We start from the raw sequence: 24,273 nt of genomic DNA on the forward strand, positions 1-24,273 counted from the left end.
CAAAAAAATGCCGCCAGCAAATGCGGCGGCCTGTCGTTCTGTCCAGAAACACGGCGAAGCGGACTGCGCCGAACTGCCGGTGTGACCACGCCCCGGGAGCGGGGGTGGCGAAGGCATTTAGCAGCCCGCGCAGCCTTCGAATCCAGGCTTCAGATCCGGAAGGACTCGCCGCAACCGCAGCGATCACGCTCGTTCGGATTGATGAACTTGAAGCCTTCGTTCAGACCTTCGCGCACGAAGTCGAGTTGCGTGCCGTCGATGTAGGCCAGGCTCTTCGGATCGACCAGCACCTTGACGCCATGGTCTTCGAACACCACGTCCTCCGGAGAAAACTCGTCGACATATTCCAGCTTGTAGGCCAGGCCGGAACAACCGGTGGTCTTGACGCCCAACCGCACGCCAACGCCTTTGCCCCGTTTGCCGAGGTACCGGTTGACGTGACGCGCAGCAGCGTCGGTGAGCGTGACGGCCATGTCAGTGAACCGCTTCCGCCGAGACGCCAGCGACAGCGGCATGCTTCTGCTTGTAGTCGTTGACAGCCGCCTTGATCGCGTCTTCCGCAAGGATCGAGCAGTGGATCTTGACCGGCGGCAGCGCCAGCTCTTCAGCGATCTGGGCGTTCTTGAGTGCGGCAGCTTCGTCCAGCGTCTTGCCCTTGACCCACTCGGTGACGAGCGAGGACGACGCGATGGCGGAACCGCAGCCATAGGTCTTGAAGCGCGCGTCTTCGATCACGCCGGTTTCCGGGTTGACCTTGATCTGCAGCTTCATCACGTCGCCGCAGGCCGGAGCACCGACCATCCCGGTGCCGACCGAGTCGTCACCCTTTTCGAAGGAACCGACGTTGCGCGGATTTTCGTAGTGGTCAATGACCTTGGAGGAATAAGCCATGGGGAACCTCTTGTTCGAATGTTGTGAATCAGGGAGCCGGCGTCAGTGCGCCGACCACTGGATCGTGCTGATGTCGATGCCGTCCTTGAACATCTCCCACAGCGGGCTCAGCTCGCGGAGCTTGGCCACGTTGTGCTTGATGGTCGAGATCGCGTAGTCGATTTCTTCCTCGGTCGTGAAACGGCCGATGGTCATGCGAAGGCTGCTGTGCGCCAGTTCATCGCTGCGTCCGAGTGCACGCAGCACATAGCTGGGCTCGAGGCTGGCCGAGGTGCAGGCCGAACCACTCGAGACCGCCAGGCCCTTGATGCCCATGATCAGCGACTCGCCTTCGACGTAGTTGAAGCTGATGTTCAGGTTGTGCGGCACCCGATGCTCGAGGTTGCCGTTGACGAACACCTGCTCGACATCCTTCAGGCCGTCCAGCAGACGCTTCTGCAACGCGCTCGCCTTGGCAAGGTCGTCCTTCATCTCGAGCTTGGCGATGCGGAAGGCCTCGCCCATGCCGACGATCTGATGCGTCGGCAACGTGCCCGAACGCATGCCGCGCTCGTGGCCGCCACCGTGCATCTGCGCCTCGAGCCGGACGCGCGGCTTGCGACGCACGTAGAGCGCGCCGATGCCCTTGGGGCCATAGGTCTTGTGCGAAGCAAGGCTCATGAGGTCGATCGGGAGCGACTTCATGTCGATCTCGACCTTGCCGGTGGCCTGGGCTGCGTCGACGTGGAAGATCACGCCCTTTTCGCGGCAGATATTGCCGAGCGCAACGACGTCCTGGATCACGCCGATCTCGTTGTTCACGAACATCACGCTGGCCAGGATGGTGTCCGACCGGATCGCAGCCTTGAAGGCGGCCAGGTCGAGCATGCCGTCTTCCTGCACGTCGAGGTAGGTCACCTCGAAGCCCTGGCGCTCCAACTCACGCATCGTGTCGAGCACGGCCTTGTGCTCGGTCTTGACCGTGATCAGGTGCTTGCCTTTGCCCTTGTAGAAGTTGGCTGCGCCTTTCAAGGCCAGGTTGTTCGACTCGGTCGCACCGGACGTCCAGACGATCTCGCGCGGATCGGCACCAATCAGGTCCGCCACTTCGGCACGGGCTTTTTCGACGGCTTCTTCCGCTTCCCAGCCCCATGCATGACTGCGCGATGCCGGATTGCCGAAATGTTCGCGCAGCCACGGAATCATGGCGTCGACGACGCGTGGATCGACCGGCGTGGTTGCGCCGTAATCGAGGTAGATCGGGAAATGAGGGGTAACGTCCATGGCTGACTCTGTATGGCGTGGGGTTTTATGATTTGACTGTCTGGCCGCCGCATTGGACGAGGCGCCTTACGGCACCCCGTCGCTCCGTCCTTTAGGACTTTGCGAATACGTTGCCGAGCGCGAACACCGAGTTCGGCGCGTTCACGCGAATCGGCTTGACGACCGGCTGGCTCGAGATGGCGCGCTTGACCGCCGGCTTGTTCTCGACCTGAACGCCCTTGGCGATCTGGTCATCGACCAGCTTCTGCAGCGTGACGGAATCGAGGAACTCGACCATGCGCTGATTCAGCGAAGCCCAAAGCTCGTGCGTCATGCAGCGACCCGCCTCGCCGAGACAGTTTTCCTTGCCGCCGCAATGCGTGGCATCGATGGGTTCGTCGACCGACACGATGATGTCGGCCACGGTGATGTCCGCGGCCTTGCGTCCGAGGCTGTAGCCGCCACCAGGGCCACGCGTCGACTCGACCAATTCATGGCGGCGCAGCTTCCCAAACAGCTGTTCCAGATAGGACAGCGAAATCTGCTGGCGCTGGCTGATGGCCGCCAACGTGACCGGGCCCGTGTTCTGGCGCAGTGCCAGATCGATCATGGCCGTGACCGCAAAACGGCCTTTGGTAGTGAGACGCATCGCAAGCTCCTTTGTGCTCGTTACTGTGACACCGCAGGCGGATAGCCCCTGGTGCGTGGTCTCCGCCCTGCCCGGCGTCCGGATCCATCGGATCGGCGCCGGCCCTTCATCGCGAAGTCGCTCTTTTGTTGTTGAGTGTTTCGCTCAAGTATAACAGAAAGCCCCTCGATACGCTCGGGTAAACCCCAGGCCGCGATTTCAGCGCGAATCGCCGAAGGGATCAGCCTGCCGACGGCAGAACGATGTTGTCGCCACCAGCCGCACCGAAGGCCTGTTCGCGCAACGCGGCCAACTGGTCGCGCACGCGCGCGGCCTTTTCGAATTCGAGGTTGCGTGCGTGTTCGAGCATGAGCTTCTCGAGGCGCTTGATTTCCCGCGCCACGTCCTTCTCGCTCATGTCCTCCACCTTGGCGCGCTCCAGTTCGAGCTTCGCCATTTCCTTGCCGGTCTTCTCGCTGTAGACACCGTCGATCAGGTCGCGCACCTTCTTCACGATGCTGCGCGGCGTGATGCCATTCGCGTCGTTGTGCGCGATCTGCTTGAGACGGCGGCGCTCGGTTTCGCCGATCGCCTTCTTCATCGACTCGGTCATGCGATCGGCATACAGGATCGCCCTGCCATTCAGGTTGCGCGCGGCGCGCCCGATGGTCTGGATCAGCGAGCGTTCGGCACGCAGAAAGCCTTCCTTGTCCGCATCGAGGATCGCGACCAGCGACACCTCCGGGATGTCGAGCCCTTCGCGCAGCAGATTGATGCCGACGAGCACGTCGAAGGTACCCAGCCGCAGATCGCGCAGGATCTCGACGCGCTCCACCGTGTCGACGTCGCTGTGCAGGTAACGCACCTTGACGCCGTTGTCGCCGAGGTAGTCGGTCAGTTGTTCGGCCATGCGCTTGGTCAGCGTGGTGATCAGCACGCGTTCGTTCTTGTCGACGCGGATGCGTATTTCCTGCAGCACGTCGTCGACCTGATGCGTCGCCGGCCGAACCTCGACCACCGGGTCGACCAGCCCGGTCGGCCGCACCAACTGCTCGACGACGTTGCCCGCATGGTCGATCTCGTACTGCGCGGGCGTTGCCGACACGAAGATGCACTGCCGCATCCGGCGCTCGAACTCCTCGAACTTGAGCGGCCGGTTGTCCATCGCGGAGGGCAGCCGGAAGCCGTACTCGACCAGCGTCATCTTGCGCGCCCGGTCGCCGTTGTACATGCCGCCGAGCTGGCCGATCATCTGGTGGCTCTCGTCGAGGAACATGATGGCGTCCTTCGGCAGGTAATCGGTCAGCGTCGCAGGCGGTTCGCCGGGCGCGGCTCCGGACAGGTGGCGAGAGTAGTTCTCGATGCCCTTGCAGTGCCCGATCTCGGCCAGCATTTCGAGGTCGAAACGCGTGCGCTGCTCCAGCCGTTGCGCCTCGACCAGCTTGCCCTGCCCCACGAATTCCTTGAGCCGGTCCGCGAGTTCGAGCTTGATCGTCTCCACCGCCGTCAGCACCTTGTCGCGCGGCGTAACGTAGTGGCTCGACGGATAGACCGTGAAGCGCGGAATCTTCTGCCGGATGCGCCCGGTCAACGGGTCGAACAGCTGGAGCGATTCGATTTCGTCGTCGAACAATTCGATACGGATCGCCAGCTCGCTGTGCTCCGCGGGAAACACGTCGATCGTGTCGCCGCGCACACGGAAGGTGCCGCGAGAGAAGTCCTGTTCATTGCGCGTGTACTGCATGCGGATCAGCCGGCCGATCACGTCGCGCTGGCCGATCTCGTCGCCCACCCGCATGATGAAACGCATCTGGGTGTAGTCCTCCGGCGTGCCGATGCCGTAGATGGCGCTCACGGTCGCGACGATCACGGTGTCGCGACGCTCGAGCACGCTCTTGGTGGCCGACAGCCGCATCTGCTCGATGTGTTCGTTGATCGAGCTGTCCTTCTCGATGAACAGGTCGCGCTGAGGCACGTACGCTTCGGGCTGGTAGTAGTCGTAGTAGCTCACGAAATACTCGATGGCGTTCTTCGGAAAGAACTCACGGAATTCGCTGTAGAGCTGTGCGGCCAGCGTCTTGTTGGGCGCAAACACGATCGCCGGCCGGCCGAGCCGGGCGATCACGTTGGCCATCGTGAAGGTCTTGCCGGACCCGGTGACACCCAGCAGCGTCTGGAAAACCTCCCCATTCTCCACACCCTCGACGAGGCCATTGATGGCGGTCGGCTGGTCGCCCGCGGGCGGGTAAGGCTGGAACAGTTCGAAGGGCGAACCGGGATAACGGATGAACGTTCCCTCCTTGGCAGGAGCGGTGTCGTCGATGCTGGCGGGTTCGGAAATGGCGTCGGAAAAATCGGGCATGGCTGTATCCGTCCCAGTTTGCGTGCGGTCGGTAAAATTCAAGGCAACCCGAAAGCCTAATACAGCTTGCGGGCCTGAGCCAGAGGCGGATTTCCGCTCCGCCCGCATCCGATTCATCCAGAGGACTTTTTCATGTCTATGTTCACCGCCGTCGAAATGGCGCCGCGCGACCCCATCCTTGGTCTCAACGAGCAATATGCCGCCGACAGCAACCCCAACAAGGTCAACCTGGGCGTTGGCGTCTATTACGACGACAACGGCAAGCTGCCGTTGCTGGAATGCGTCAAGGCGGCGGAAGCGGACATGATGAAGGCGCCCAGCGCGCGCGGCTACCTGCCGATCGACGGCATCGCGGCCTATGACAACGCAGTCAAGAACCTCGTGTTCGGCGCGGACAGCGAGCCGGTCGCCTCCGGCCGCGTCGCCACGATCCAGGCGATCGGCGGCACGGGCGGCCTGAAGGTCGGCGCGGACTTCCTGAAGAAGCTCAGCCCCGACGCCAAGGTGCTGATCAGCGATCCGAGCTGGGAAAACCACCGCGCGCTGTTCACCAACGCCGGCTTCGTGGTCGAGACCTATCCGTACTACGACGCCGACAAGCGCGGCGTCAACTTCGACGGCATGCTCGGCGCGCTCGACGCCGCAGCGCCTGGCACGATCGTCGTGCTGCACGCCTGCTGCCACAACCCGACCGGCTACGACATCACGGCCGCCCAGTGGGACCAGGTGATCGCCGCCGTCAAGGCCAAGAACCTGACGCCCTTCCTCGACATGGCCTACCAGGGCTTCGGCCACGGCATCGCCGAAGACGGCGCAGTGATCGCCAAGTTCGTCGCGGCGGGCCTCACGTTCTTCGTGTCGACCTCGTTCTCGAAGAGCTTCAGCCTGTACGGCGAGCGCGTCGGCGCCCTGTCGGTGCTGTGCGAAAACAAGGAAGAAACGGCACGCGTGCTGTCGCAGCTCAAGATCGCGATCCGCACCAACTACAGCAACCCGCCGATCCACGGCGGCGCCGTGGTGGCCGCCGTGCTGAACGACCCGGCGCGCCGCGCGGTGTGGGAGAAGGAACTCGCCGAGATGCGCACCCGCATCAAGGCCATGCGCCAGAAGTTCGTCGACGGACTGAAGGCTGCCGGCGTGAAGCAGGACATGAGCTTCATCACCACGCAGATCGGCATGTTCAGCTACTCGGGCCTGAGCAAGGACCAGATGGTTCGCCTGCGCAACGAGTTCGGCGTGTACGGCACCGACACCGGCCGCATGTGCGTTGCCGCACTGAACAGCAAGAACATCGACTACGTCTGCCAGAGTGTCGCCAAGGTGATCTGATGTGAGCGGCATGTAGGGAAGAGCCCCTACATGCCGGTCATCCACCGTTGATATATTGCACCGCAGCAATTTCAACCGGAAACACACCATGCTCTATCAACTCTACGAAGCCCAGCGGTCGCTGATGGAGCCGTTCACGGACTTTGCGCAGGCTGCGTCCAAGCTGTTCAGCAACAACATCTCGCCGTTGGCGCAGAGCCCGCTCGCCCAGCGCATGGCGGCAGGTTATGACCTGCTCTACCGCCTGGGCAAGGACTACGAGAAGCCGGCTTTCGGCATCGACACGGTCGAGGTCGACGGCACCGACGTGGTGATCCACGAGGTGGTCGACGTCGACAAACCGTTCTGCCAGTTGCTGCGCTTCAAGCGCTTCACCGACGATCCGGACACGCTCGACGTACTGAAGAAGCAGCCGGTGGTGCTGATCGTCGCGCCGCTGTCGGGCCACTACGCGACCCTGCTGCGCGACACCGTGCGCACCATGCTGCGCGGCCACAAGGTCTACATCACCGACTGGAAGAACGCACGCACCGTGCCGCTGTCGGAAGGTGAATTCCACCTGGACGACTACATCCATTACGTGGAAGAGTTCATCCGCCACCTGCAGCACGAATACGGCAACTGCCACGTGATCAGCGTGTGCCAGCCGACCGTGCCGGTGCTCGCGGCGGTGTCGCTGATGGCCAGCCGCGGCGAGCAGACGCCGTTGTCGATGACCATGATGGGCGGCCCGATCGACGCGCGCAAGTCGCCCACGGCGGTCAACAACCTGGCGATGAACAAGAGCTTCGAGTGGTTCGAGAACAACGTGATCTACCGCGTGCCGCAAGGCTTTCCCGGCGAAGGCCGACGCGTGTATCCGGGCTTCCTGCAGCACACCGGCTTCGTCGCGATGAACCCGGACCGCCATGCAACCAGCCACTACGACTACTTCAAGGATCTGATCAAGGGCGACGACGCGAGTGCCGAAGCGCACCGCAAGTTCTACGACGAGTACAACGCTGTGCTCGACATGGACGCGGACTACTACCTCGAAACCATCCACGCCGTGTTCCAGGAATTCCTGCTCGTACAGGGCACGTGGGACGTCAAGGCGGCCGATGGCTCGCGCGAACGCGTTCGGCCACAGGACATCCGCGCAACGGCGCTGCTGACGGTCGAAGGCGAGCTCGACGACATCTCGGGTTCGGGGCAGACGCAGGCTGCGCACGACCTGTGCCCGGGCATTCCGGCCGATCAGCGCGAGCACCTCGAAGTCAAGGGCGCCGGCCACTACGGCATCTTCAGTGGCCGCCGCTGGCGCGAGATCACCTACCCGCGCGTGCAGGCCTTCATCGCCGCCCACGATGCGCCGCAGACGCGCGCGTCGACGCCGGCCATCGAAGTGAGCGCAGAAGATCCGATCGAGAAATCGCCTACGTCGCCTGCGCGCAAGGCCGCACCCAGGGCGGCACGAAAGACCGCTGCCGCAGCCAAGGCCGCGCCGGCCGAACTGAACACCGCACCGGAGAAGAAGACCAAGGCCACCCAGGCCGCCGCCAGGAAGCAGCCCTCGCGCAAGCGCGCCACCGCTGCCCCGCGGAGTGCCGGATAGCACCACCGCGCCGCTGCATGCGGCGCTGATCGCGCGCATCGACGATGCACTGCCGCAGACGCAGTGCACGCGCTGCGGCTATCCGGACTGCCACGCCTATGCAGAAGCCATCGCCGACGAGGGGGCCGCCATCAACCGCTGCCCACCCGGCGGCGAGGAAGGCATCGCGCGGCTCGCACGACTGACGGGCCGACCCGCCGAGGCACTCGACCCGAGCTTCGGACTTGAAGGACCGCGGGCCATGGCTGTGATCGACGAGGCCTGGTGCATCGGCTGCACGCTGTGCCTGGACGCCTGCCCGACCGACGCGATCCTCGGCATCCACAAGCGCATGCACACCGTGATCGAAGCGCATTGCACGGGTTGCGAACTGTGCATCCCGGTCTGCCCGGTCGATTGCATCTCGCTGGAGGACGCAAGCCCTGGCCGGAAGGGTTGGCAGGCCTGGTCGCAACCGCAAGCCGACGCGGCGCGACGCCGCTACGCCACCCACACGGCACGTCGGAAAAAAGCGGCCGTGCCGCCCACCACGCCGGAAGCCGGAGACACCGACGCGGAACAGCGCAAGCGGTCGATCGTCGAAGCCGCGCTGGCACGCGCTCGTGCCGCCAAATCCGGCCACGCCAAGGGAACGCCATGACCATCGACACCCTCGCCATCTACACCGCCACGGCCTTTCTTCTGGCGGCAACGCCCGGCCCGACGATGCTGCTCGCGCTGTCGAACGGCATCGGTGGCGGCATGCGACGCGCCAGCTGGGGCATTGCCGGCGCAACGCTCGGCAGCGTCATCGTGATCAGTACCGTCGCGCTGGGACTCGGGTCACTGCTGGCGGTGTCCGCCTGGCTGTTCGATGCATTGCGCGTTGCCGGCGTTGCCTACCTGGCCTGGCTGGGCTACAGGCTCTGGCGCAGCGAACCCGCCGATGTCGATCGCACGCTGGCAGAGAACCATTCGGCGCCGCAAGGCCGCCGTGCACTCGCCAAGAGCCTGGCGGTGGCGCTGTCGAACCCGAAGTCGCTGCTGTTCTTCGCAGCCTTCCTGCCGCAGTTCGTGGACACGGCCCGGCCGCAGGGCGCGCAGTACGCGGTGCTAGGCGCGATCTTCATCAGCATCGACGTGCTGATCATGATGGCCTATGCCGCAGCCGGCACGCAGGCCGTGCGATGGCTTTCCAGGCGCAGCCTGCGCGTGTTGAACCGCAGCTGCGCCGCAGGCATGTGGCTGCTGGCCGGCACGCTGGCCATCTGGCGCCGCCCCGGCGCCTGAAGCGCGCGACACGTCGCAACGCCGCCCGGGATCAGGCCGGTGCCAGCGCGAGGGCCTCGAAGGCCTTCACGACCTCCGCCGGCGCCTGGACCATCTCGATCAGCACGCCTTCGCCCGCGATCGGAAACTCCTCGTTCGCTTTCGGATGCAGGAAGCAGATGTCGAAGCCCGCGGCGCCCTTGCGGATGCCGCCTGGTGCAAAGCGCACGCCATTGGCGGTGAGCCATTCGACCGCCCTGGGCAGGTCGTCGATCCACAGGCCGACGTGGTTCAGCGGCGTCGTGTGCACGGCCGGTTTCTTGTCGGGATCGAGCGGCTGCATCAGGTCGACCTCGACCTTGAACGGGCCGGTGCCCATCGCGCAGATGTCCTCGTCGACGTTCTCGCGCTCGCTCTTGAAGGTGCCGGTGACTTCCAGGCCGAGCATGTCGACCCACAGCTTCTGCAGCCGCAGCTTGTCCGGGCCGCCGATGGCGATCTGCTGGATGCCCAGCACCTTGAACGGACGCGGGCCGCTCACGACGCGAACTCCAGGATGATCTGGTCGACCGCGAGCGACTCGCCCTTCGACGCCGAGATCTTGCCGACCACACCGTCCTGCGTGGCGAACAGCACGTTCTCCATCTTCATCGCCTCGATGACGGCCAGCTTCTCGCCGGCCTGCACCTGCTGGCCCGGCTGTACCGCCACTTCGACCAGCAGCCCGGGCATCGGCGACATCAGGAACTTGCTCAGGTCCGGCGGCGCCTTGTAGGGCATCAGTTCCTGCAGGCGTGCGCCGAGCGGCGACAGCACCATCGCCTCGATCTGCGTGCCGTTGTGCGAGATCCGCAGCGCCAGCGGGTTCTTGCCGGCCCCGCGCTCGACCTGCGCCACGAACGGCTTCTCGTCGACCGTTCCCGCGACGCGCACGCTGCCCAGGGCGGCGCTGCTGACGATGCGGTAGCTCTTGTCGCCGACCTGCACGGCGCTCGCGCCGGTCGTGCCGACGAAGTCCGTCACCGACACCGGCGTGTGCACGTGCTTGCCTTCGGCGCCCAGCGTCACCACGACGAACTTCTCGCCAACCTTCACGCCGTGGCCTTCGAGCTGCCCGCTGATGCCCGACGCACGCGCCCGGTAGCGGCGATGCATGAAGGCGGCCAGCGCCGTGAGGAAGCTCGGGTCGTCGTGCGGTACGTCTTCGGCATGGAAGCCCTTGCCGTAATGCTCGGCGATGAAGCCCGTGTTGAAGTCGCCCGTGACGAACTTCGGATGCGCGAGCAGCGCCGCCTGGAACGGGATGTTGCTGCTGATGCCGCGGATCACGAAGCCGTTGAGTGCCTCGCGCATCATCGCGATCGCATGGTTGCGGTCGCGCCCATGCACGATCAGCTTGGCGATCATCGAGTCGTAGAACATCGGGATCTCGCCGCCGTCGTAGACGCCGGTGTCGACACGCACGCCGTAGAGATGTTCGGTGTCGGCCGAGAACATCGTCTCCTTGGGCGGCTGGAACTTCACCAGGCGGCCGGTCGACGGCAGGAAGTTGCGGAACGGGTCTTCCGCGTTGATGCGGCATTCGATCGCCCAGCCGTTGCGCTTCACGTCGGCCTGCGCGAGCGGCAGCGGCTCGCCGGCCGCGACACGGATCATCAGCTCGACGAGGTCGAGGCCGGTGATGCACTCGGTCACCGGGTGCTCCACCTGCAGGCGCGTGTTCATCTCGAGGAAGTAGAAGCTCTGGTCTTTGCCGACCACGAACTCCACCGTGCCCGCGCTCTGGTACTTCACGGCCTTGGCCAACTGCACGGCCTGCTCGCCCATCGCCTTGCGCGTCTCGTCGCTGATGAAGGGCGATGGTGCTTCCTCGATCACCTTCTGATGGCGCCGCTGGATCGAGCATTCGCGCTCGTTCAGGTAGATGACGTGGCCTTGGGAATCGCCGAGCACCTGGATCTCGATGTGGCGCGGCTCCTCGACGAATTTCTCGATGAAGATGCGGTCGTCGCCGAAGCTGTTGCGTGCCTCGTTGCGGCAGGACGTGAAGCCCTCGAACGCTTCCTTGTCGTTGAAGGCCACGCGCAGGCCCTTGCCGCCGCCGCCGGCCGAGGCCTTGATCATCACGGGGTAGCCGATGTCCCTGGCGATCTCGACCGCGCGCTCGGCGGTCTCGATGGCTTCGTTCCATCCCGGGATGGTGTTGACCTTGGCCTCGTTCGCCAGCTTCTTCGAGGCGATCTTGTCGCCCATGGCCGCGATCGAGTAGTGCTTGGGTCCGATGAAGACGATGCCTTCTTCCTCGACCTTGCGCGCGAAGGCCTCGTTCTCCGACAGGAAGCCGTAGCCGGGATGCACGGCTTCGGCGCCGGTCTTCTTGCAGGCCGCGATGATGCGATCGGCCTGGAGATAGCTGTCGCGGCTCGCAGCGCCGCCGATGTGCACGGCCTCGTCGGCCAGCTCGACGTGGCGCGCGTCCTTGTCGGCATCGGAATAGACGGCCACCGTTAGGATGCCCATCTTCTTCGCGGTCTTGATGACGCGGCAGGCGATTTCGCCGCGGTTGGCGATCAGGATTTTCTTGAACATGTTCTTCGTCTCCGTGCTCAAAGTGGGATGTTGCCGTGCTTGCGCCACGGGTTCTCGAGCTTCTTCTCGCGCAGCATCACCAGCGAGCGGCAGATGCGCTTGCGCGTCTCGCTTGGCAGGATCACGTCGTCGATGTAGCCGCGCGTGCTCGCCACGTACGGATTCGCGAAGCGGGCCTTGTATTCGGCCTCGCGCGCAGCAAGCTTTTCGGGGTCGTTCTTGTCCTCGCGGAAGATGATCTCGACGGCGCCCTTCGCACCCATCACGGCGATCTCGGCGCGTGGCCAGGCGAGGTTGACGTCGCCGCGCAGGTGCTTCGACGCCATCACGTCATAGGCACCACCGTAGGCCTTGCGGGTGATCACGGTGATCTTTGGCACCGTGCACTCGGCGTATGCGTACAGCAGCTTGGCGCCGTGCTTGATGATGCCGCCGTACTCCTGCGAAGTGCCTGGCATGAAGCCGGGCACGTCGACGAAGGTCACGACCGGAATGTTGAAGGCATCGCAGAAGCGCACGAAGCGCGCTGCCTTGATCGAGCTCTTGATGTCGAGGCATCCCGCCAGCACCAGCGGCTGGTTGGCGACGATGCCGATGCTCTGGCCTTCCATGCGCGCGAAGCCGATCACGATGTTCTTCGCATAGTCGGGCTGCAGTTCGAAGAAGTCGCCGTCGTCGACCACCTTGCTGATCAGCTCCTTCATGTCGTAGGGCTTGTTCGCGTTGTCCGGCACCAGCGTGTCGAGCGACAGGTCGGCGCGGTCGGCCGGGTCGCCGCTCGGGCGCACCGGCGGCTTCTCGCGGTTGTTCAGCGGCAGGTAGTTGTAGAGGCGGCGCAGCATCATCAGCGCCTCGACGTCGTTCTCGAAGGCCATGTCGGCCACGCCGCTCTTGGTCGTGTGCGTGAGGGCACCGCCGAGTTCTTCGGCGGTCACGTCCTCGTGCGTCACGGTCTTCACGACTTCCGGGCCGGTCACGAACATGTACGAGCTGTCGCGCACCATGAAGATGAAATCGGTCATGGCCGGCGAGTACACCGCGCCGCCCGCGCAGGGGCCCATGATCATGCTGATCTGCGGCACCACGCCCGAGGCCATCACGTTGCGCTGGAACACGTCGGCATAGCCGCCGAGCGAGGCCACGCCTTCCTGGATGCGGGCGCCGCCCGAGTCGTTGAGGCCGATCACCGGTGCGCCGACCTTCATGGCCTGGTCCATCACCTTGCAGATCTTCTCGGCGTGGGCCTCGGAGAGCGCACCGCCGAACACCGTGAAGTCCTGGCTGAAGATGAAGACCAGCCGGCCGTTGATCATTCCGTAGCCGGTGACCACGCCATCGCCCGGAATTTTCTGCTCGGCCATGCCGAAGTCGGTCGAGCGGTGCTCGACGAACATGTCCCACTCTTCGAAAGTGTTGTCGTCGAGCAGCAGTTCGATGCGCTCGCGCGCCGTCAGCTTGCCCTTCTTGTGCTGCGCGTCGATGCGCTTCTGGCCACCGCCAAGCCGGGCCTGAGCGCGGCGCTTTTCGAGTTGTTCGAGGATTTCTTTCATGGCATTCAGTCGGGAAGATGAATCGGAAGGGTGGCTTGTCTCTGTCTCAAAAAACCTGGGCGCCCGCCGCTTGTGCAGCGAGCAGGTTACGCGCGGCGGTCGATGCGGGCAGCCGGCCGGCCGCGACCTGCGCGATCGTGTCCGGCAGCAGCGCCCGCACCTGGGGATGCTGGCGAAAGGCCTGTTTCAGGCCGGCGTCGATGCGCTCCCACATCCAGGAGAGCGCCTGCTTCTCACGGCGCGTCGAGAGCCGGCCGTTGGCCGACTGCAGCGCCTTGAACTGCGTGACCGCGGCCCAGAACGCGTCGACACCGGTACCGACCAGCGCGCTCAGCTGCATCACCTGCGGCAGCCAGAAGCGGACCTCGGCCTCGGGCGATCCGGGCGCCGCATGCGCAACCTGCATGGCGTGGGCGTGCGCCGGATTGCCATGGTGGCCGAACAGCCGCAGCGCCGACGTGATCTGCGCCTGCGCACGCGTCGCGGCGTCGCGGTCGATGTCGGCCTTGTTGATGACGACCAGGTCGGCGATCTCCATCACGCCCTTCTTGATCGCCTGCAGGTCGTCGCCGGCATTGGGCAACTGCATCAGCACGAACATGTCGGTCATGCCGGCAACGGCCGTTTCGCTCTGGCCGACGCCGACAGTCTCGACGATCACGATGTCGTAGCCCGCGGCCTCGCAGACCAGCATCGCCTCGCGCGTCTTCTCGGCCACGCCGCCGAGCGTGCCCGACGACGGGCTCGGCCGGATGTAGGCCTGCTCGTGCACCGACAGCCGCTCCATGCGCGTCTTGTCGCCGAGGATCGAGCCACCGGAGACGGTGGACGACGGGTCGATGGTGAGCACCGCGACGCGATGCCCCTGCGCGATCAGGAAGAGCCCGAGCGTCTCGATGAAGGTCGACTTGCCCACGCCGGGCACACCCGAGATGCCGAGGCGGAATGACTTGCCCGTGTGCGGCAACAGCGCCGTCAGCAGCTCGTCGGCCTGCGCACGATGGTCGGCGCGGGTCGACTCGAGCAGCGTGATCGCCTTGGCGATTGCACGACGCTGCTGCGGTCCTTGAGCCGCGAGCAGCCCGTCCGCCGTGACGGGAGGTTGAACCACCGGCATGGTCAGGCGGCAACTGCCGCGCGGATCTGTTCCAGCACGTCCTTGGCGCTCGCCGGAATCGGCGTGCCGGGGCCATAGATGCCCTTCACGCCGGCCTCGTACAGCATGTCGTAGTCGCCGCGCGGGATCACGCCACCGACGAACACGATGATGTCGTCGGCGCCCTGCTTCTTGAGCTCCTCGATGATCGCGGGCACCAGCGTCTTGTGGCCGGCCGCGAGCGTGCTCACGCCCACCGCATGCACGTCGTTCTCGATCGCCTGGCGCGCGCATTCTTCCGGCGTCTGGAACAGCGGGCCCATGTCGACGTCGAAGCCGAGGTCGGCAAAGGCCGTCGCCACGACTTTCGCGCCGCGGTCGTGCCCGTCCTGGCCGAGCTTGGAGATCATCACGCGCGGACGACGGCCCTGCTCTTCGGCAAAGGCGGCGATCTCGTGCTGCAGCGCTTCCCAGCCTTCGGCCGAGTCGTAGGCAGCCGCGTAGACGCCGGTCACCTTCTGCGTGTCGGCGCGATGGCGGCCGTAGATCTTTTCCAGCGCATCGCTGATCTCGCCGACCGTTGCGCGCAGCCGCACCGCGTCGATGCTCAGCGCGAGCAGGTTGCCCTCGCCGCTCTCGGCCGCGACGGTCAGCGCGTCGAGCGCCTTCTGCACGGCCGCCGAGTCGCGCGTCTCGCGGATCGCCTTCAGCTTGGCGACCTGGCTGTCGCGCACCTTCATGTTGTCGATCGACAGGCTGTCGATCGCATCTTCGGTCTTGAGCTTGTACTTGTTGACACCGACGATGACGTCCTTGCCGGAGTCGATGCGCGCCTGCTTGTCGGCCGCAGCGGCCTCGATCTTGAGCTTGGCCCAGCCGCTGTCGACCGCCTTGGTCATGCCGCCCATCGCCTCGACCTCTTCGATGATGGTCCAGGCGGCATCGGCCATGTCCTGGGTGAGCTTCTCCATCATGTAGCTGCCGGCCCACGGGTCGATCACGTTCGTGATGTGGGTCTCTTCCTGGATGATCAGCTGCGTGTTGCGCGCGATGCGCGAGCTGAACTCGGTTGGCAGCGCGATGGCTTCGTCGAGCGCATTGGTGTGCAGGCTCTGCGTGCCGCCGAACACTGCGGCCATGGCCTCGATGGTGGTGCGCACGACGTTGTTGTACGGGTCCTGCTCGGTCAGCGACCAGCCCGAGGTCTGGCAGTGCGTGCGCAGCATCAGGCTCTTGGCGGTCTTCGGGTTGAACTCCTTCATGATCCGGCACCACAGCAGGCGCGCGGCGCGCATCTTGGCGACTTCGAGGTAGAAGTTCATGCCGATGGCCCAGAAGAAGCTGAGCCGGCCGGCGAAGTCGTCGACGTTCAGGCCCTTCGACAACGCCGTCTTCACGTATTCCTTGCCGTCGGCCAGCGTGAAGGCCAGCTCCAGCGCCTGGTTGGCGCCGGCTTCCTGCATGTGGTAGCCGCTGATCGAGATCGAGTTGAACTTCGGCATCTTCTGCGCCGTGTACTCGATGATGTCGCCGATGATCCGCATGCTCGGCGCGGGCGGAAAGATGTAGGTGTTGCGGACCATGAACTCCTTGAGGATGTCGTTCTGGATGGTTCCGCTCAACTGGTCCTGCGCCACGCCCTGTTCCTCGGCCGCGACCACATAGCCCGCCAGCACCGGCAGCACGGCGCCGTTCATGGTCATCGACACGCTCACCTTGTCGAGCGGGATCTGGTCGAACAGGATCTTCATGTCCTCGACCGAGTCGATCGCCACGCCGGCCTTGCCGACGTCGCCGGTCACGCGCGGGTGGTCGCTGTCGTAGCCGCGGTGGGTCGCCAGGTCGAAGGCGACCGACACGCCCTGGCCACCCGCAGCCAGCGCCTTGCGATAGAACGCATTCGATTCCTCGGCGGTCGAGAAACCGGCGTACTGGCGGATCGTCCAGGGCCGCACGGCGTACATCGTGGCCTGCGGGCCGCGCAGGTAGGGCTCGAAACCGGGCAGCGTGTCGGTGTACTTCAGCCCCTGCAGGTCGGCCGCGGTGTAGAGCGGCTTGACGCGGATGCCGTCGGGCGTGATCCAGTTCAGCGCCTCCACATTGCCGCCCGGCGCGGACTTGGCGGCCGCCTTGGCCCAGGCGTCGAGGTCGGAAGTCTTGAAGGTAGGTTCGGGTGTGCTCATGGCGTCTCTTGTGCTTTTCCGGATGGAGCGCGTCGTTGTCCGTGCTGGTTTTCCACGAGTCTAACCATTCGTAATTATTAATTCAAACGGATTTCGTGCGGTACATTCGGGCCATGTCCGCCGCCACCCTCACCCCCCGCGCGCTCTACGAAGAGGTAGCCGAACTGCTGCGCCAGCGGATCTTCAGCCGAGAGCTGGAGCCGGGCAGCTGGATCGATGAACTGAAGATCGCCGAGGAATACGGCATCAGCCGCACGCCACTGCGCGAAGCGCTCAAGGTGCTGGCCGCCGAAGGCCTGGTGACGATGAAGGTGCGCCGCGGCGCGTATGTGACGGAGGTGTCGCAGCAGGATCTGGCCGACGTCTACCACCTGCTGTCGCTGCTGGAGAGCGATGCGGCAAGCGTCGTCGCTGTCCAGGCGACGCCGGCGCAGCTGGCGTCCCTGCAGGCGCTGCACGCCGAGCTCGAGGCCGCGGCGGTCCCCGGGCATGTCGACCGGGAGCACTTCTTCGCGATCAACGAGCGCTTCCACATGCAGCTGCTCGCCATCGCCAACAACCGATGGCGCGATCAGATGGTGGCGGACCTGCGCAAGGTGATGAAGCTCAATCGCCACAACTCGCTGCTGAAGTCGGGCCGCATCGACGAGTCGCTCAAGGAGCATCGCGCGCTCATGGCGGCGCTGGTGGCCAGGGATCCCGATGCGGCCATGGCCCGCATGCGGGAGCACTTCAGCAGCGGGCTCGAAGCCGCGGCCTGAGTCCGGGGTCTACCCGGCTTACCGGGGCCGCCGGACTCCTTGCACAATACTTGCTTCATCAGCTTGCGGCGTTGCGATGTGCGCCCGCAAACAGAAAGCAGCTTCGAATGAGTAGCGTGGTCGTGACGGGTGCGGGGTCCGGAATCGGAGCCGCGACTTGCAGGCGTCTTGCCGCCCAAGGCATCGACTTGGTGATCCACACCGGCAGTCAACGGGAAGCGGCCGAGGCCTTGGCGGCGGAATGCCGTGCCGTGCGCAGCACCGTGGTGATCGGCGACATGGCGGCCGCATCGACGACGGACGCCCTCATCGATGCGGCGCAAACCCTTGGCGGATTGCGTGGCGTTGTCGCCAATGCCGGCTTCGCGGATCGCAGGTCGCTTGCAGAGCTCGACGACGATGCGCTCGAACGCTCGCTGCGGACCATGGTGGTCTCGCTGGCCGGCCTGCTGCGCAAGAGCCTGCCGCTGCTCGAAAAATCCGGCCAGGGCCGCTTCGTGGCCGTGAGTTCGTTCGTCGCGCACCGCTTCACGCTGGGCGCGTCCACCTTTCCCGCCACGGCTGCCGCCAAGGCCGGCGTGGAGGCATTGATCCGGGCGGCCGCGGCAGAAAACGCTTCGCGCGGCATCACCGTCAATGCAGTCGCACCGGGCTACGTGCGCAAGGACCGCCCGAACAAGGGAGCGCTCACGGACGCCCAGTGGCAGCAGGCCCTGACCCGCGTTCCGGCAGGACGCCTGGCCACACCCGACGACATTGCGGCACCCATCGCCTTCCTGCTGAGCGCGGAGGCCGCTTACATCACGGGCCAAGTGCTTCATGTCGATGGCGGCATGACACTCTGACAACGGGGCTGACGCCCCGGTCCCTTCACCTTTTTTCAACCCGATGGAGAACAAACTCATGACAAACCGTCGTCACTTCCTGGCCGGCATCGCCGCAGCCGGCACCGCAGGCACCTGGGCCATGCAGGCGCTGGCGCAGACCGACACCACCGAGAGCGCCTGGGCGCGCATCAACCGCACCAAGGTGCTGCGCATGGGCGCAGTCGCAGGCGCGGCGCCCTACTATCACAAGGACCTCGCCTCGGGCGAGTGGCAGGGCTTCATGATCGACTTCGGCAAGAGCCTCGCGGCCGGCCTGAACGTCAAGCTCGAGATCAACGAGACGACCTGGGGCAATTCGGTGCTCGATCTCCAGGCGAACAAGATCGACGTGTTCTTCGGCCTCAACCCGACGCCCGCGCGCGCGCTGGTGGTCGACTTTTCCGACCCGCTGTTCAACAACGCCTTCGTGCTCGTCGCGCGCAAGGGCTTCAGCCCCAAGACCTGGGACGAGATGAACAAGCCCGATGTGAAGATCGCCGTCGACATCGGCTCGTCGCACGACCAGGTCGTCACCAAGATGTGTCCCAACGCGCAGATCATCCGGCTCGAGAAGGCGGCCGACGCCACGCTGGCGCTGCAGACCGGCCGTGCCGACGCCCAGGTGCTCGCCGTCGTGCTGGCCCTCACGGTGGTCAGCAAGAACCCGAGCGTCGGCCACATCGTGCTGCCGACGCCCACGCAGGCCACCACCACCAACCTCGGCTTCCGCAAGGAAACGGACCGGCAATGGGTCGAGTACGTCAACAAGTGGATCGCCCAGACGCGTGCGAGCGGCAAGGTCAAGGACGTCGTGCTGTCGAACATGCAGACGCTGTCGGGCGTGAAGCCGGACCAGGTACCCAGCGAAATCAGCTTCTGACCGGACCACCGTGTACCACTGGGACTTCGAATTTCTCTGGGGCTTCCGCAAGCTGCTCCTTCTCGGCCTGGGCTACACGGCGGCCTACACGGTCATCTGTACGCTGCTGGGCCTGTCGATCGGGCTGATCGTCGCCATGGGCCGGCTCTCGCGCCACGCGTGGGTGCGGGCGCCGCTGCGCGGCTACGTCGAGGTGTTCCGGTGCACGCCGGTGCTGGTACAGCTGGTGTGGTTCTATTACGCGCTGCCGGTGCTCACCGGGATCCAGATCTCGGCGGCCCTGGCAGCGATCCTGGCGCTGTCGCTGTACGGCAGCTCGTTCTACTCGGAAATCATCCGCGGCGGGATCATCTCCATCGACCCCGGGCAGACCGAAGCGGCCCGGGCGCTCGGCATGCGGCATTTTCAGATGATGCGCCGCGTGGTGCTGCCGCAGGCCTTGCGCCGCATGGTGCCGCCGCTGTTGAACCAATCGATCCTCCAGCTCAAGAACACGTCGCTGCTGTCGGTGCTGGCCCTGCCCGACCTGCTCTACCAGGGCCAGAGCATCGCGCACGAAACCTACCGGCCGCTTGAAACCTATACCGTCGTCGCGATCGCCTATTTTCTCGTGCTGCTGCCAGCCACCATCCTGGTCAAGCGCACGGAAAGCCGGCTGTCGAACACGGCGCACGCATGACCATGAGCACTCCCATGATCGAGGTCAGCCACCTCGGCAAGCGATTCGGCGACAACCCTGTGCTTCGCGACGTGTCGCTCACCGTCGACAAGGGCCAGGTCGTCGCGCTGATCGGGCCGTCGGGCTCCGGCAAGTCGACACTCCTGCGCTGCCTGAACCTGCTGACCGTGCCCGACGAAGGCATGGTGCGGGTCGGCGATCAGGCGCTCACCTTCAAGGGCGCCGCCACGCGGCTGCCCAAGGATGCCGTGCTCTCGGGCTTTCGCGCGCGCACCGGCATGGTCTTCCAGCACTTCAACCTGTTTCCGCACATGACGGTGCTCGGCAACGTGATGGAGGGACCGGTCACGGTCCTGAAAGTGCCCAAGGCCCAGGCCGAACTCCGCGCGCGCGCGCTGCTCGACAAGGTGGGACTGCTCGACAAGGCCGATGCCTGGCCCGACCGGCTCTCGGGCGGGCAGAAGCAGCGCGTCGCCATCGCGCGGGCGCTGGCGATGGAACCGCAGGTGATGCTGTTCGACGAAGCGACATCCGCCCTCGACCCCGAACTCGTCGGCGAGGTGCTGCGCGTCATCAAGGTACTGGCCGAGGACGGCATGACCATGCTGATCGTCACGCACGAGATGTCGTTCGCGCGCGAGGTGGCCGACCAGGTGGCCTTCATGCGTGACGGCGTGATCGTCGAGTGTGGCCCGGCCCGCCAGGTCATCGACGCACCGAACGAAGAAGCCACGCGGGCCTTCCTGGCGCGCTTTCACGAAGACCGCTCGGCTCCCGCCTGAGCCGGCCTGAACCTCAGGCGATCTCCGCCTCCGCTCCGCTCGGCATGTGGGCCATGGCCATCACGGCATGCGGATCGAGCTGCTTGAGCCTGTGATCGCTCCAGACCTGGCGCCAGCGGCGAGCGCCCGGCAGGCCGTTGCGCAAGCCGAGCATGTGGCGCGCGATGTTGGACCACGGCGTGCCGTGTCTCGCGGCCTCGAGGACCATGTAGTCGCACATCTGGCGCTCGACATCTTCGCGTGACAACGCGCGCGTCGGCTCGCCGAAGAACGCCGTGTCCCATTCGGCCAGCCACCACGGATTGTGGTACGCCTCGCGGCCCACCATGACACCGTCGAGCAGACGCAGCTGCGCGTGCACCTGGCCGCTTTGCGCGATGCCACCGTTGATCGAGAAACGCAGCGCGGGGAAATCGTGCTTCAGGCGATGCACGACTTCATAACGCAGCGGCGGAACTTCGCGGTTCTGCTTGGGCGACAGGCCTTTGAGCCATGCATTGCGCGCGTGCACGATGAAAGTCCTGCATCCCGCTTCGCTGACCGTTCCGACGAAGTCGCGCACGAACTCATAGCTCTCGGACTTGTCGATGCCGATACGGTGCTTGACCGTGACCGGGAGCGCGGTCACGTCGACCATCGCCTTGACGCAATCGGCCACGAGTTGAGGCTCGTTCATCAGGCAGGCGCCGAAAGCGCCCCGCTGCACGCGCTCGCTCGGACAGCCGCAGTTCAGGTTGATCTCGTCGTAGCCCCAGGTTTCGCCCAGGCGCGCGCAATGCGCCAGGTCGGCCGGTTCGCTGCCGCCGAGCTGCAGCGCCACGGCGTGCTCCTCGATGTTGAAACGCAGATGGCGCGGCACATCACCGTGCACCAATGCGCCAGTCGTGACCATCTCGGTGTAGAGCAGCGCGCGTTGTGTGAGGAGTCGATGGAGATAGCGGCAATGCCGATCAGTCCAGTCCATCATCGGCGCCACGGAGACGCGGTCAGCGGCGTGTGTCATGAGGTCCATTGGAATGTCGTTGAGGGTTGGGTTCGATTCGAGGATGGCGGATACACGCGCCACCGGAACCGTCATCGGCATTTTCCATCAGACGCGCCTCGTCGGCGTACGCAGGGCCATGGGCTGCGGAACGGCAGGTCGCACACGTGCAGTTCGACGACCTGATCGACTTCCGCGACCTCGTTCAGCGCGGCTTCGGCCCGGCGCACACCCTGCTCAAAGCCGGGGCTTCACGAAGCCGGCCGCGTTCTCGTCCAACCCTGGTTCGCCGTCCTCGGAACCTGGCTTGTCGCCATGCTCGTCGGTGGGAAATTCGGGTTCAACGGGCAGTTGGGCCGGATCGTCCGGCGACGGTTGGGGTTTGGTCATGTCGATGCGACTCCATGAAGTTGAAGGGACAGCAGTCACGCGACTGCAGCACCATGGACGCTAAGAAGCACCGAGGCGACCCGACGTAGGCATACACCGCGCACTTGGGTTTCACACATCCGCGGCCGACGGACAGGTGACCAGGCCCGGCGCTGCTTGATGTGCCGCCAGGATCTGATGACGCCAGACCAGTATCTGCGCACCGGCCATGCCGCTCGCATAGCTCGTGACGCGGGTTGTGTTGCGCCCCAGGTCCTTGAGTTCGATGAGGCCGTAGTACGGGCCGCTGCCGATCGTGATCTCCGCACGGCCATCGGCCAGCACCACGTTCAGCGAGCCGACGGCCTTTCCCGATCCATTGGTCCGCGCACTGTCGTTCCAGTAGCGCGCCAGTTGCATGTAGCTGCCGCATGCAATCGCGACACCTCCGGTCGCATGTTGCGGCGAACGCAAATCGGCCATGGTGCTCACCGGCGCGGCACAGCCCGCGAGAAGCAGCGCGGCCGTCGCCACGACCCACGCCGCTCTTCTCCTGCCTGATTGGATTTCAGTTCGATGCAAGCCGATGCTCCTAGAGAGACAGGAAGAATTGTCGCTCCTCGACGGGCCGCGGACTGAGAGAAGCCGGACGACAGGGGAGCCGACGTTAGAATCGCACCGCCGCGCAGATGTCGTCTGCGGCCAATACGCATCAACGATATTTCGGTAACCCGAAGTGTTCGCACCAATTACCTGTCCGTAGCTCAGTTGGATAGAGCATCGGCCTTCTAAGCCGAATGTCGGGGGTTCGATCCCCTCCGGACAGGCCAAATAAATCGCCGATTTATTTGAATCCCATCAGCGTCATCAGCAAGCCTGCATCTTTCGCAAATGCGTTGAGCTGCCATGGCCAATATTCACGCTCGCCAAAACCCGAAGCCCGAAACCCATCGCGCGCTTTTGTTTCGGCCAAAAAAAAGTCTTGTCGCCATCGATTGATGGTGACAAGACTTTATCTATATTGGTGCCGGAGAGATGAATCGAACACCCGACCTTCTCATTACGAATGAGCTGCTCTACCGACTGAGCTACACCGGCTAAGTCTTCGATTATACATCATCTTTTTCAGCATTCCGGCGCGAGCCATGCCAAGTGAAGTGCCCGATGACGTCGGCATCGGATCTGCCGCCGACCTCCTCAGAGGTACTGCCGGATCATCCAGTTGAGATCAGGCCAGAACCAGCAGACCAGCGCGATCACGATGGCAAAAGCGGCAACGGCCACCAACGCCAGCAATGCTTCGAGCGTCAAGACTGCACCGAAGGCGTGTCGCAGTTTTTCCTTCTCGACTTTCGGCTTGCCGGATCCGGCAGACTTCTTGGAAGGCGCTGCATCTTGCTTTTTCTCTGCAGCGGCAGCCTTCGGTTTTGCCATTGCCCAGGCGGGCGTGGGCAACCCGCCGAACGCACTTTCGGCGGACTGTGCTTCGGGTTTCTTTTGGGTTGGAAATTCGAGGCCAGCCACTGGCAACTCCTTCAGAGTGGGCAAGAAATGGGGATCAGTGCTCGCAAGTGTAAATTACGGTTACTGACTGCCAGCTGCCTCCAGGAATGCTGCAGGGCGATTGCCCAAAGCAAGGGTCTCATTACGGTCGAGCGCTTGGCCTGCCTGAAAGAGCCCGAGAGCCCGCACCCCACCCATCAAGAGATTCGCGGCAGGCACCTGAAGCCTCGCCTGTCGTCAAGAAAACGCCGGACCGCCTGCGCAGACGAACCGACCATCGCCACCGGCTCACGCCATCAGGCCGCGAGCGTGGACGGCAGAACGTGATTGGCAGCAGGTCGGGTAACTTCCACGCGACTCGGCACGACAGGCGTCCGCCGATCCGGCAGATGGACAGATTCCAGCGCGAAGTCCGCTGTCTGCAGCACGATCGGCTTGCGGGTGTCGGCGCGATAGCAGCGCAGCGCTGCAGCGTCGATGGCCTGTGCATGGCGGTCATAGGCGGCAATCAACGTGTCGCCGCCGCCATCGGCACCAAAGAGATCGCGCAATGGAAATTCGCTGATCTGGGCAATGACCCGAGCGCCGTCAAAGCCGTCCGGGTAAATGGCGAATCGCACGGTCGCCGTGTCGAAACAAAAAATCGCTTCACGCGTCATGGGTTGTCTCCGTCGGTTTTATCCCGAGGAGCAGAACCGCGCCGAAGAAGCTGCTGCATCGGCCGTCTGCGCAACGGCAT

The 24,273-nt window shown here is 64.7% G+C and carries 24 protein-coding genes and 2 tRNA genes; 10 read left to right on the forward strand and 16 right to left on the reverse strand.

From position 1 onward, the window contains the following. Nucleotides 1–149 precede the first annotated feature (149 nt). The 5 genes from iscA to uvrB form a co-directional block, all read right to left on the reverse strand. Nucleotides 150–473: an iron-sulfur cluster assembly protein IscA gene (gene iscA / locus AC07PZ_RS19715; protein WP_495297086.1), complete on the reverse strand. Its 324-nt coding sequence runs from the start codon at nucleotides 471–473 to the stop codon at nucleotides 150–152. A gap of 1 nt (nucleotide 474) precedes the next feature. After that, complete coding sequence (iscU, locus tag AC07PZ_RS19720) at nucleotides 475–891, reverse strand: Fe-S cluster assembly scaffold IscU (protein WP_495296827.1); 417 nt, start codon at nucleotides 889–891, stop codon at nucleotides 475–477. Nucleotides 892–933: 42 nt separating this feature from the next. Next, a complete protein-coding gene (locus AC07PZ_RS19725) occupies nucleotides 934–2,154 on the reverse strand; it encodes an IscS subfamily cysteine desulfurase (protein ID WP_495296828.1) in 1,221 nt (406 codons plus the stop codon). A 91-nt stretch (nucleotides 2,155–2,245) separates the two neighbouring features. Then, complete coding sequence (gene iscR / locus AC07PZ_RS19730; RefSeq protein ID WP_495296829.1) at nucleotides 2,246–2,782, reverse strand: Fe-S cluster assembly transcriptional regulator IscR; 537 nt, start codon at nucleotides 2,780–2,782, stop codon at nucleotides 2,246–2,248. Between the two features lie 220 nt (nucleotides 2,783–3,002). Beyond that, nucleotides 3,003–5,123, reverse strand: coding sequence for an excinuclease ABC subunit UvrB (uvrB, locus tag AC07PZ_RS19735; RefSeq protein ID WP_495296830.1), 2,121 nt, complete (start codon nucleotides 5,121–5,123; stop codon nucleotides 3,003–3,005). 132 nt (nucleotides 5,124–5,255) lie between these two features. On the opposite strand from uvrB, the gene AC07PZ_RS19740 reads away from it, so the two are divergent. The 4 genes from AC07PZ_RS19740 to AC07PZ_RS19755 all read left to right on the forward strand — a co-directional run bounded on the left by AC07PZ_RS19740 (nucleotide 5,256) and on the right by AC07PZ_RS19755 (nucleotide 9,315). Beyond that, nucleotides 5,256–6,452, forward strand: a complete 1,197-nt coding sequence (locus AC07PZ_RS19740) for an amino acid aminotransferase (protein WP_495296831.1) — start codon at nucleotides 5,256–5,258, stop codon at nucleotides 6,450–6,452. 88 nt (nucleotides 6,453–6,540) lie between these two features. After that, a complete protein-coding gene (locus AC07PZ_RS19745; RefSeq protein ID WP_495296832.1) occupies nucleotides 6,541–8,046 on the forward strand; it encodes a polyhydroxyalkanoate depolymerase in 1,506 nt (501 codons plus the stop codon). Beyond that, a complete protein-coding gene (locus AC07PZ_RS19750) occupies nucleotides 8,036–8,686 on the forward strand; it encodes an RnfABCDGE type electron transport complex subunit B (protein ID WP_495296833.1) in 651 nt (216 codons plus the stop codon). The genes AC07PZ_RS19745 and AC07PZ_RS19750 overlap by 11 nt, the downstream gene beginning before the upstream one ends. Continuing rightward, nucleotides 8,683–9,315 (forward strand): LysE family translocator, encoded by a 633-nt coding sequence (locus tag AC07PZ_RS19755; RefSeq protein ID WP_495296834.1) that lies wholly within the window; start codon nucleotides 8,683–8,685, stop codon nucleotides 9,313–9,315. The genes AC07PZ_RS19750 and AC07PZ_RS19755 overlap by 4 nt, the downstream gene beginning before the upstream one ends. A gap of 31 nt (nucleotides 9,316–9,346) precedes the next feature. Here the strand turns inward: AC07PZ_RS19755 and AC07PZ_RS19760 are convergent, their stop codons facing one another. Genes AC07PZ_RS19760 through scpA form a run of 5 tightly spaced genes read right to left on the reverse strand, consistent with a single transcriptional unit; the run spans nucleotide 9,347 to nucleotide 16,712 of the window. Then, nucleotides 9,347–9,835 (reverse strand): VOC family protein, encoded by a 489-nt coding sequence (locus AC07PZ_RS19760; RefSeq protein WP_495296835.1) that lies wholly within the window; start codon nucleotides 9,833–9,835, stop codon nucleotides 9,347–9,349. After that, nucleotides 9,832–11,883, reverse strand: a complete 2,052-nt coding sequence (locus AC07PZ_RS19765) for an acetyl-CoA carboxylase biotin carboxylase subunit (protein ID WP_495296836.1) — start codon at nucleotides 11,881–11,883, stop codon at nucleotides 9,832–9,834. The genes AC07PZ_RS19760 and AC07PZ_RS19765 overlap by 4 nt, the downstream gene beginning before the upstream one ends. A gap of 17 nt (nucleotides 11,884–11,900) precedes the next feature. Further along, nucleotides 11,901–13,433: an acyl-CoA carboxylase subunit beta gene (locus AC07PZ_RS19770; protein ID WP_495296837.1), complete on the reverse strand. Its 1,533-nt coding sequence runs from the start codon at nucleotides 13,431–13,433 to the stop codon at nucleotides 11,901–11,903. A gap of 46 nt (nucleotides 13,434–13,479) precedes the next feature. Then, complete coding sequence (gene meaB, locus AC07PZ_RS19775) at nucleotides 13,480–14,550, reverse strand: methylmalonyl Co-A mutase-associated GTPase MeaB (RefSeq protein WP_495296838.1); 1,071 nt, start codon at nucleotides 14,548–14,550, stop codon at nucleotides 13,480–13,482. Between the two features lie 2 nt (nucleotides 14,551–14,552). Beyond that, nucleotides 14,553–16,712: a methylmalonyl-CoA mutase gene (scpA, locus tag AC07PZ_RS19780; protein ID WP_495296839.1), complete on the reverse strand. Its 2,160-nt coding sequence runs from the start codon at nucleotides 16,710–16,712 to the stop codon at nucleotides 14,553–14,555. A 113-nt stretch (nucleotides 16,713–16,825) separates the two neighbouring features. Here scpA and AC07PZ_RS19785 point away from each other — a divergent pair, with 113 nt between their 5' ends. The 5 genes from AC07PZ_RS19785 (at nucleotide 16,826) to AC07PZ_RS19805 (ending at nucleotide 20,680) form a co-directional block, all read left to right on the forward strand. Beyond that, entirely contained in the window at nucleotides 16,826–17,473 is a 648-nt protein-coding gene (locus tag AC07PZ_RS19785) for a GntR family transcriptional regulator (RefSeq protein WP_495296840.1), read from the forward strand. Nucleotides 17,474–17,580: 107 nt separating this feature from the next. Next, the gene (locus AC07PZ_RS19790; RefSeq protein WP_495296841.1) at nucleotides 17,581–18,318 is read left to right on the forward strand and encodes an SDR family NAD(P)-dependent oxidoreductase; all 738 of its coding nucleotides are present in this window, start codon (nucleotides 17,581–17,583) and stop codon (nucleotides 18,316–18,318) included. A 58-nt stretch (nucleotides 18,319–18,376) separates the two neighbouring features. Next, nucleotides 18,377–19,219, forward strand: a complete 843-nt coding sequence (locus AC07PZ_RS19795; protein ID WP_495296842.1) for a transporter substrate-binding domain-containing protein — start codon at nucleotides 18,377–18,379, stop codon at nucleotides 19,217–19,219. Between the two features lie 10 nt (nucleotides 19,220–19,229). After that, the gene (locus AC07PZ_RS19800) at nucleotides 19,230–19,898 is read left to right on the forward strand and encodes an amino acid ABC transporter permease (RefSeq protein WP_495296843.1); all 669 of its coding nucleotides are present in this window, start codon (nucleotides 19,230–19,232) and stop codon (nucleotides 19,896–19,898) included. Between the two features lie 2 nt (nucleotides 19,899–19,900). Next, nucleotides 19,901–20,680 carry an amino acid ABC transporter ATP-binding protein gene (locus tag AC07PZ_RS19805; RefSeq protein WP_495296844.1) on the forward strand — a complete coding sequence of 260 codons (780 nt, stop codon included), beginning with the start codon at nucleotides 19,901–19,903 and terminating at the stop codon, nucleotides 20,678–20,680. 13 nt (nucleotides 20,681–20,693) lie between these two features. Here the strand turns inward: AC07PZ_RS19805 and dusA are convergent, their stop codons facing one another. From dusA to AC07PZ_RS19820, 3 genes are all read right to left on the reverse strand, one after another. After that, entirely contained in the window at nucleotides 20,694–21,683 is a 990-nt protein-coding gene (gene dusA / locus AC07PZ_RS19810; RefSeq protein WP_495296845.1) for a tRNA dihydrouridine(20/20a) synthase DusA, read from the reverse strand. Between the two features lie 216 nt (nucleotides 21,684–21,899). After that, nucleotides 21,900–22,052, reverse strand: coding sequence for a hypothetical protein (locus AC07PZ_RS19815; RefSeq protein WP_495296846.1), 153 nt, complete (start codon nucleotides 22,050–22,052; stop codon nucleotides 21,900–21,902). A gap of 111 nt (nucleotides 22,053–22,163) precedes the next feature. Beyond that, entirely contained in the window at nucleotides 22,164–22,514 is a 351-nt protein-coding gene (locus tag AC07PZ_RS19820; protein ID WP_495296847.1) for a hypothetical protein, read from the reverse strand. A 270-nt stretch (nucleotides 22,515–22,784) separates the two neighbouring features. Here AC07PZ_RS19820 and AC07PZ_RS19825 point away from each other — a divergent pair. Continuing rightward, nucleotides 22,785–22,861 (forward strand) — tRNA-Arg (locus tag AC07PZ_RS19825). A 192-nt stretch (nucleotides 22,862–23,053) separates the two neighbouring features. On the opposite strand, the gene AC07PZ_RS19830 is transcribed toward AC07PZ_RS19825, so the two are convergent. The 3 genes from AC07PZ_RS19830 to AC07PZ_RS19840 all read right to left on the reverse strand — a co-directional run bounded on the left by AC07PZ_RS19830 (nucleotide 23,054) and on the right by AC07PZ_RS19840 (nucleotide 24,193). Then, nucleotides 23,054–23,129 (reverse strand) — tRNA-Thr (locus AC07PZ_RS19830). 99 nt (nucleotides 23,130–23,228) lie between these two features. Then, entirely contained in the window at nucleotides 23,229–23,555 is a 327-nt protein-coding gene (locus tag AC07PZ_RS19835; RefSeq protein WP_495296848.1) for a hypothetical protein, read from the reverse strand. 275 nt (nucleotides 23,556–23,830) lie between these two features. Beyond that, nucleotides 23,831–24,193: a hypothetical protein gene (locus tag AC07PZ_RS19840; protein WP_495296849.1), complete on the reverse strand. Its 363-nt coding sequence runs from the start codon at nucleotides 24,191–24,193 to the stop codon at nucleotides 23,831–23,833. Nucleotides 24,194–24,273 lie beyond the last annotated feature (80 nt).

Source organism: Variovorax sp. GW821-FHT10B04, from assembly GCF_059415645.1.

What these genes read in the sequence shown, in the direction of transcription:
- iscA (WP_495297086.1), bottom strand. Translation starts at nt 473, where the DNA reads ATGGCCGTCACGCTCACCGACGCTGCTGCGCGTCACGTCAACCGGTAC.
- iscU (WP_495296827.1), bottom strand. Translation starts at nt 891, where the DNA reads ATGGCTTATTCCTCCAAGGTCATTGACCACTACGAAAATCCGCGCAAC.
- AC07PZ_RS19725 (WP_495296828.1), bottom strand. Translation starts at nt 2,154, where the DNA reads ATGGACGTTACCCCTCATTTCCCGATCTACCTCGATTACGGCGCAACC.
- iscR (WP_495296829.1), bottom strand. Translation starts at nt 2,782, where the DNA reads ATGCGTCTCACTACCAAAGGCCGTTTTGCGGTCACGGCCATGATCGAT.
- uvrB (WP_495296830.1), bottom strand. Translation starts at nt 5,123, where the DNA reads ATGCCCGATTTTTCCGACGCCATTTCCGAACCCGCCAGCATCGACGAC.
- AC07PZ_RS19740 (WP_495296831.1), top strand. Translation starts at nt 5,256, where the DNA reads ATGTCTATGTTCACCGCCGTCGAAATGGCGCCGCGCGACCCCATCCTT.
- AC07PZ_RS19745 (WP_495296832.1), top strand. Translation starts at nt 6,541, where the DNA reads ATGCTCTATCAACTCTACGAAGCCCAGCGGTCGCTGATGGAGCCGTTC.
- AC07PZ_RS19755 (WP_495296834.1), top strand. Translation starts at nt 8,683, where the DNA reads ATGACCATCGACACCCTCGCCATCTACACCGCCACGGCCTTTCTTCTG.
- AC07PZ_RS19765 (WP_495296836.1), bottom strand. Translation starts at nt 11,883, where the DNA reads ATGTTCAAGAAAATCCTGATCGCCAACCGCGGCGAAATCGCCTGCCGC.
- AC07PZ_RS19770 (WP_495296837.1), bottom strand. Translation starts at nt 13,433, where the DNA reads ATGAAAGAAATCCTCGAACAACTCGAAAAGCGCCGCGCTCAGGCCCGG.
- meaB (WP_495296838.1), bottom strand. Translation starts at nt 14,550, where the DNA reads ATGCCGGTGGTTCAACCTCCCGTCACGGCGGACGGGCTGCTCGCGGCT.
- scpA (WP_495296839.1), bottom strand. Translation starts at nt 16,712, where the DNA reads ATGAGCACACCCGAACCTACCTTCAAGACTTCCGACCTCGACGCCTGG.
- AC07PZ_RS19785 (WP_495296840.1), top strand. Translation starts at nt 16,826, where the DNA reads ATGTCCGCCGCCACCCTCACCCCCCGCGCGCTCTACGAAGAGGTAGCC.
- AC07PZ_RS19790 (WP_495296841.1), top strand. Translation starts at nt 17,581, where the DNA reads ATGAGTAGCGTGGTCGTGACGGGTGCGGGGTCCGGAATCGGAGCCGCG.
- AC07PZ_RS19795 (WP_495296842.1), top strand. Translation starts at nt 18,377, where the DNA reads ATGACAAACCGTCGTCACTTCCTGGCCGGCATCGCCGCAGCCGGCACC.
- AC07PZ_RS19805 (WP_495296844.1), top strand. Translation starts at nt 19,901, where the DNA reads ATGAGCACTCCCATGATCGAGGTCAGCCACCTCGGCAAGCGATTCGGC.
- dusA (WP_495296845.1), bottom strand. Translation starts at nt 21,683, where the DNA reads ATGACACACGCCGCTGACCGCGTCTCCGTGGCGCCGATGATGGACTGG.
- AC07PZ_RS19815 (WP_495296846.1), bottom strand. Translation starts at nt 22,052, where the DNA reads ATGACCAAACCCCAACCGTCGCCGGACGATCCGGCCCAACTGCCCGTT.
- AC07PZ_RS19820 (WP_495296847.1), bottom strand. Translation starts at nt 22,514, where the DNA reads ATGGCCGATTTGCGTTCGCCGCAACATGCGACCGGAGGTGTCGCGATT.
- AC07PZ_RS19840 (WP_495296849.1), bottom strand. Translation starts at nt 24,193, where the DNA reads ATGACGCGTGAAGCGATTTTTTGTTTCGACACGGCGACCGTGCGATTC.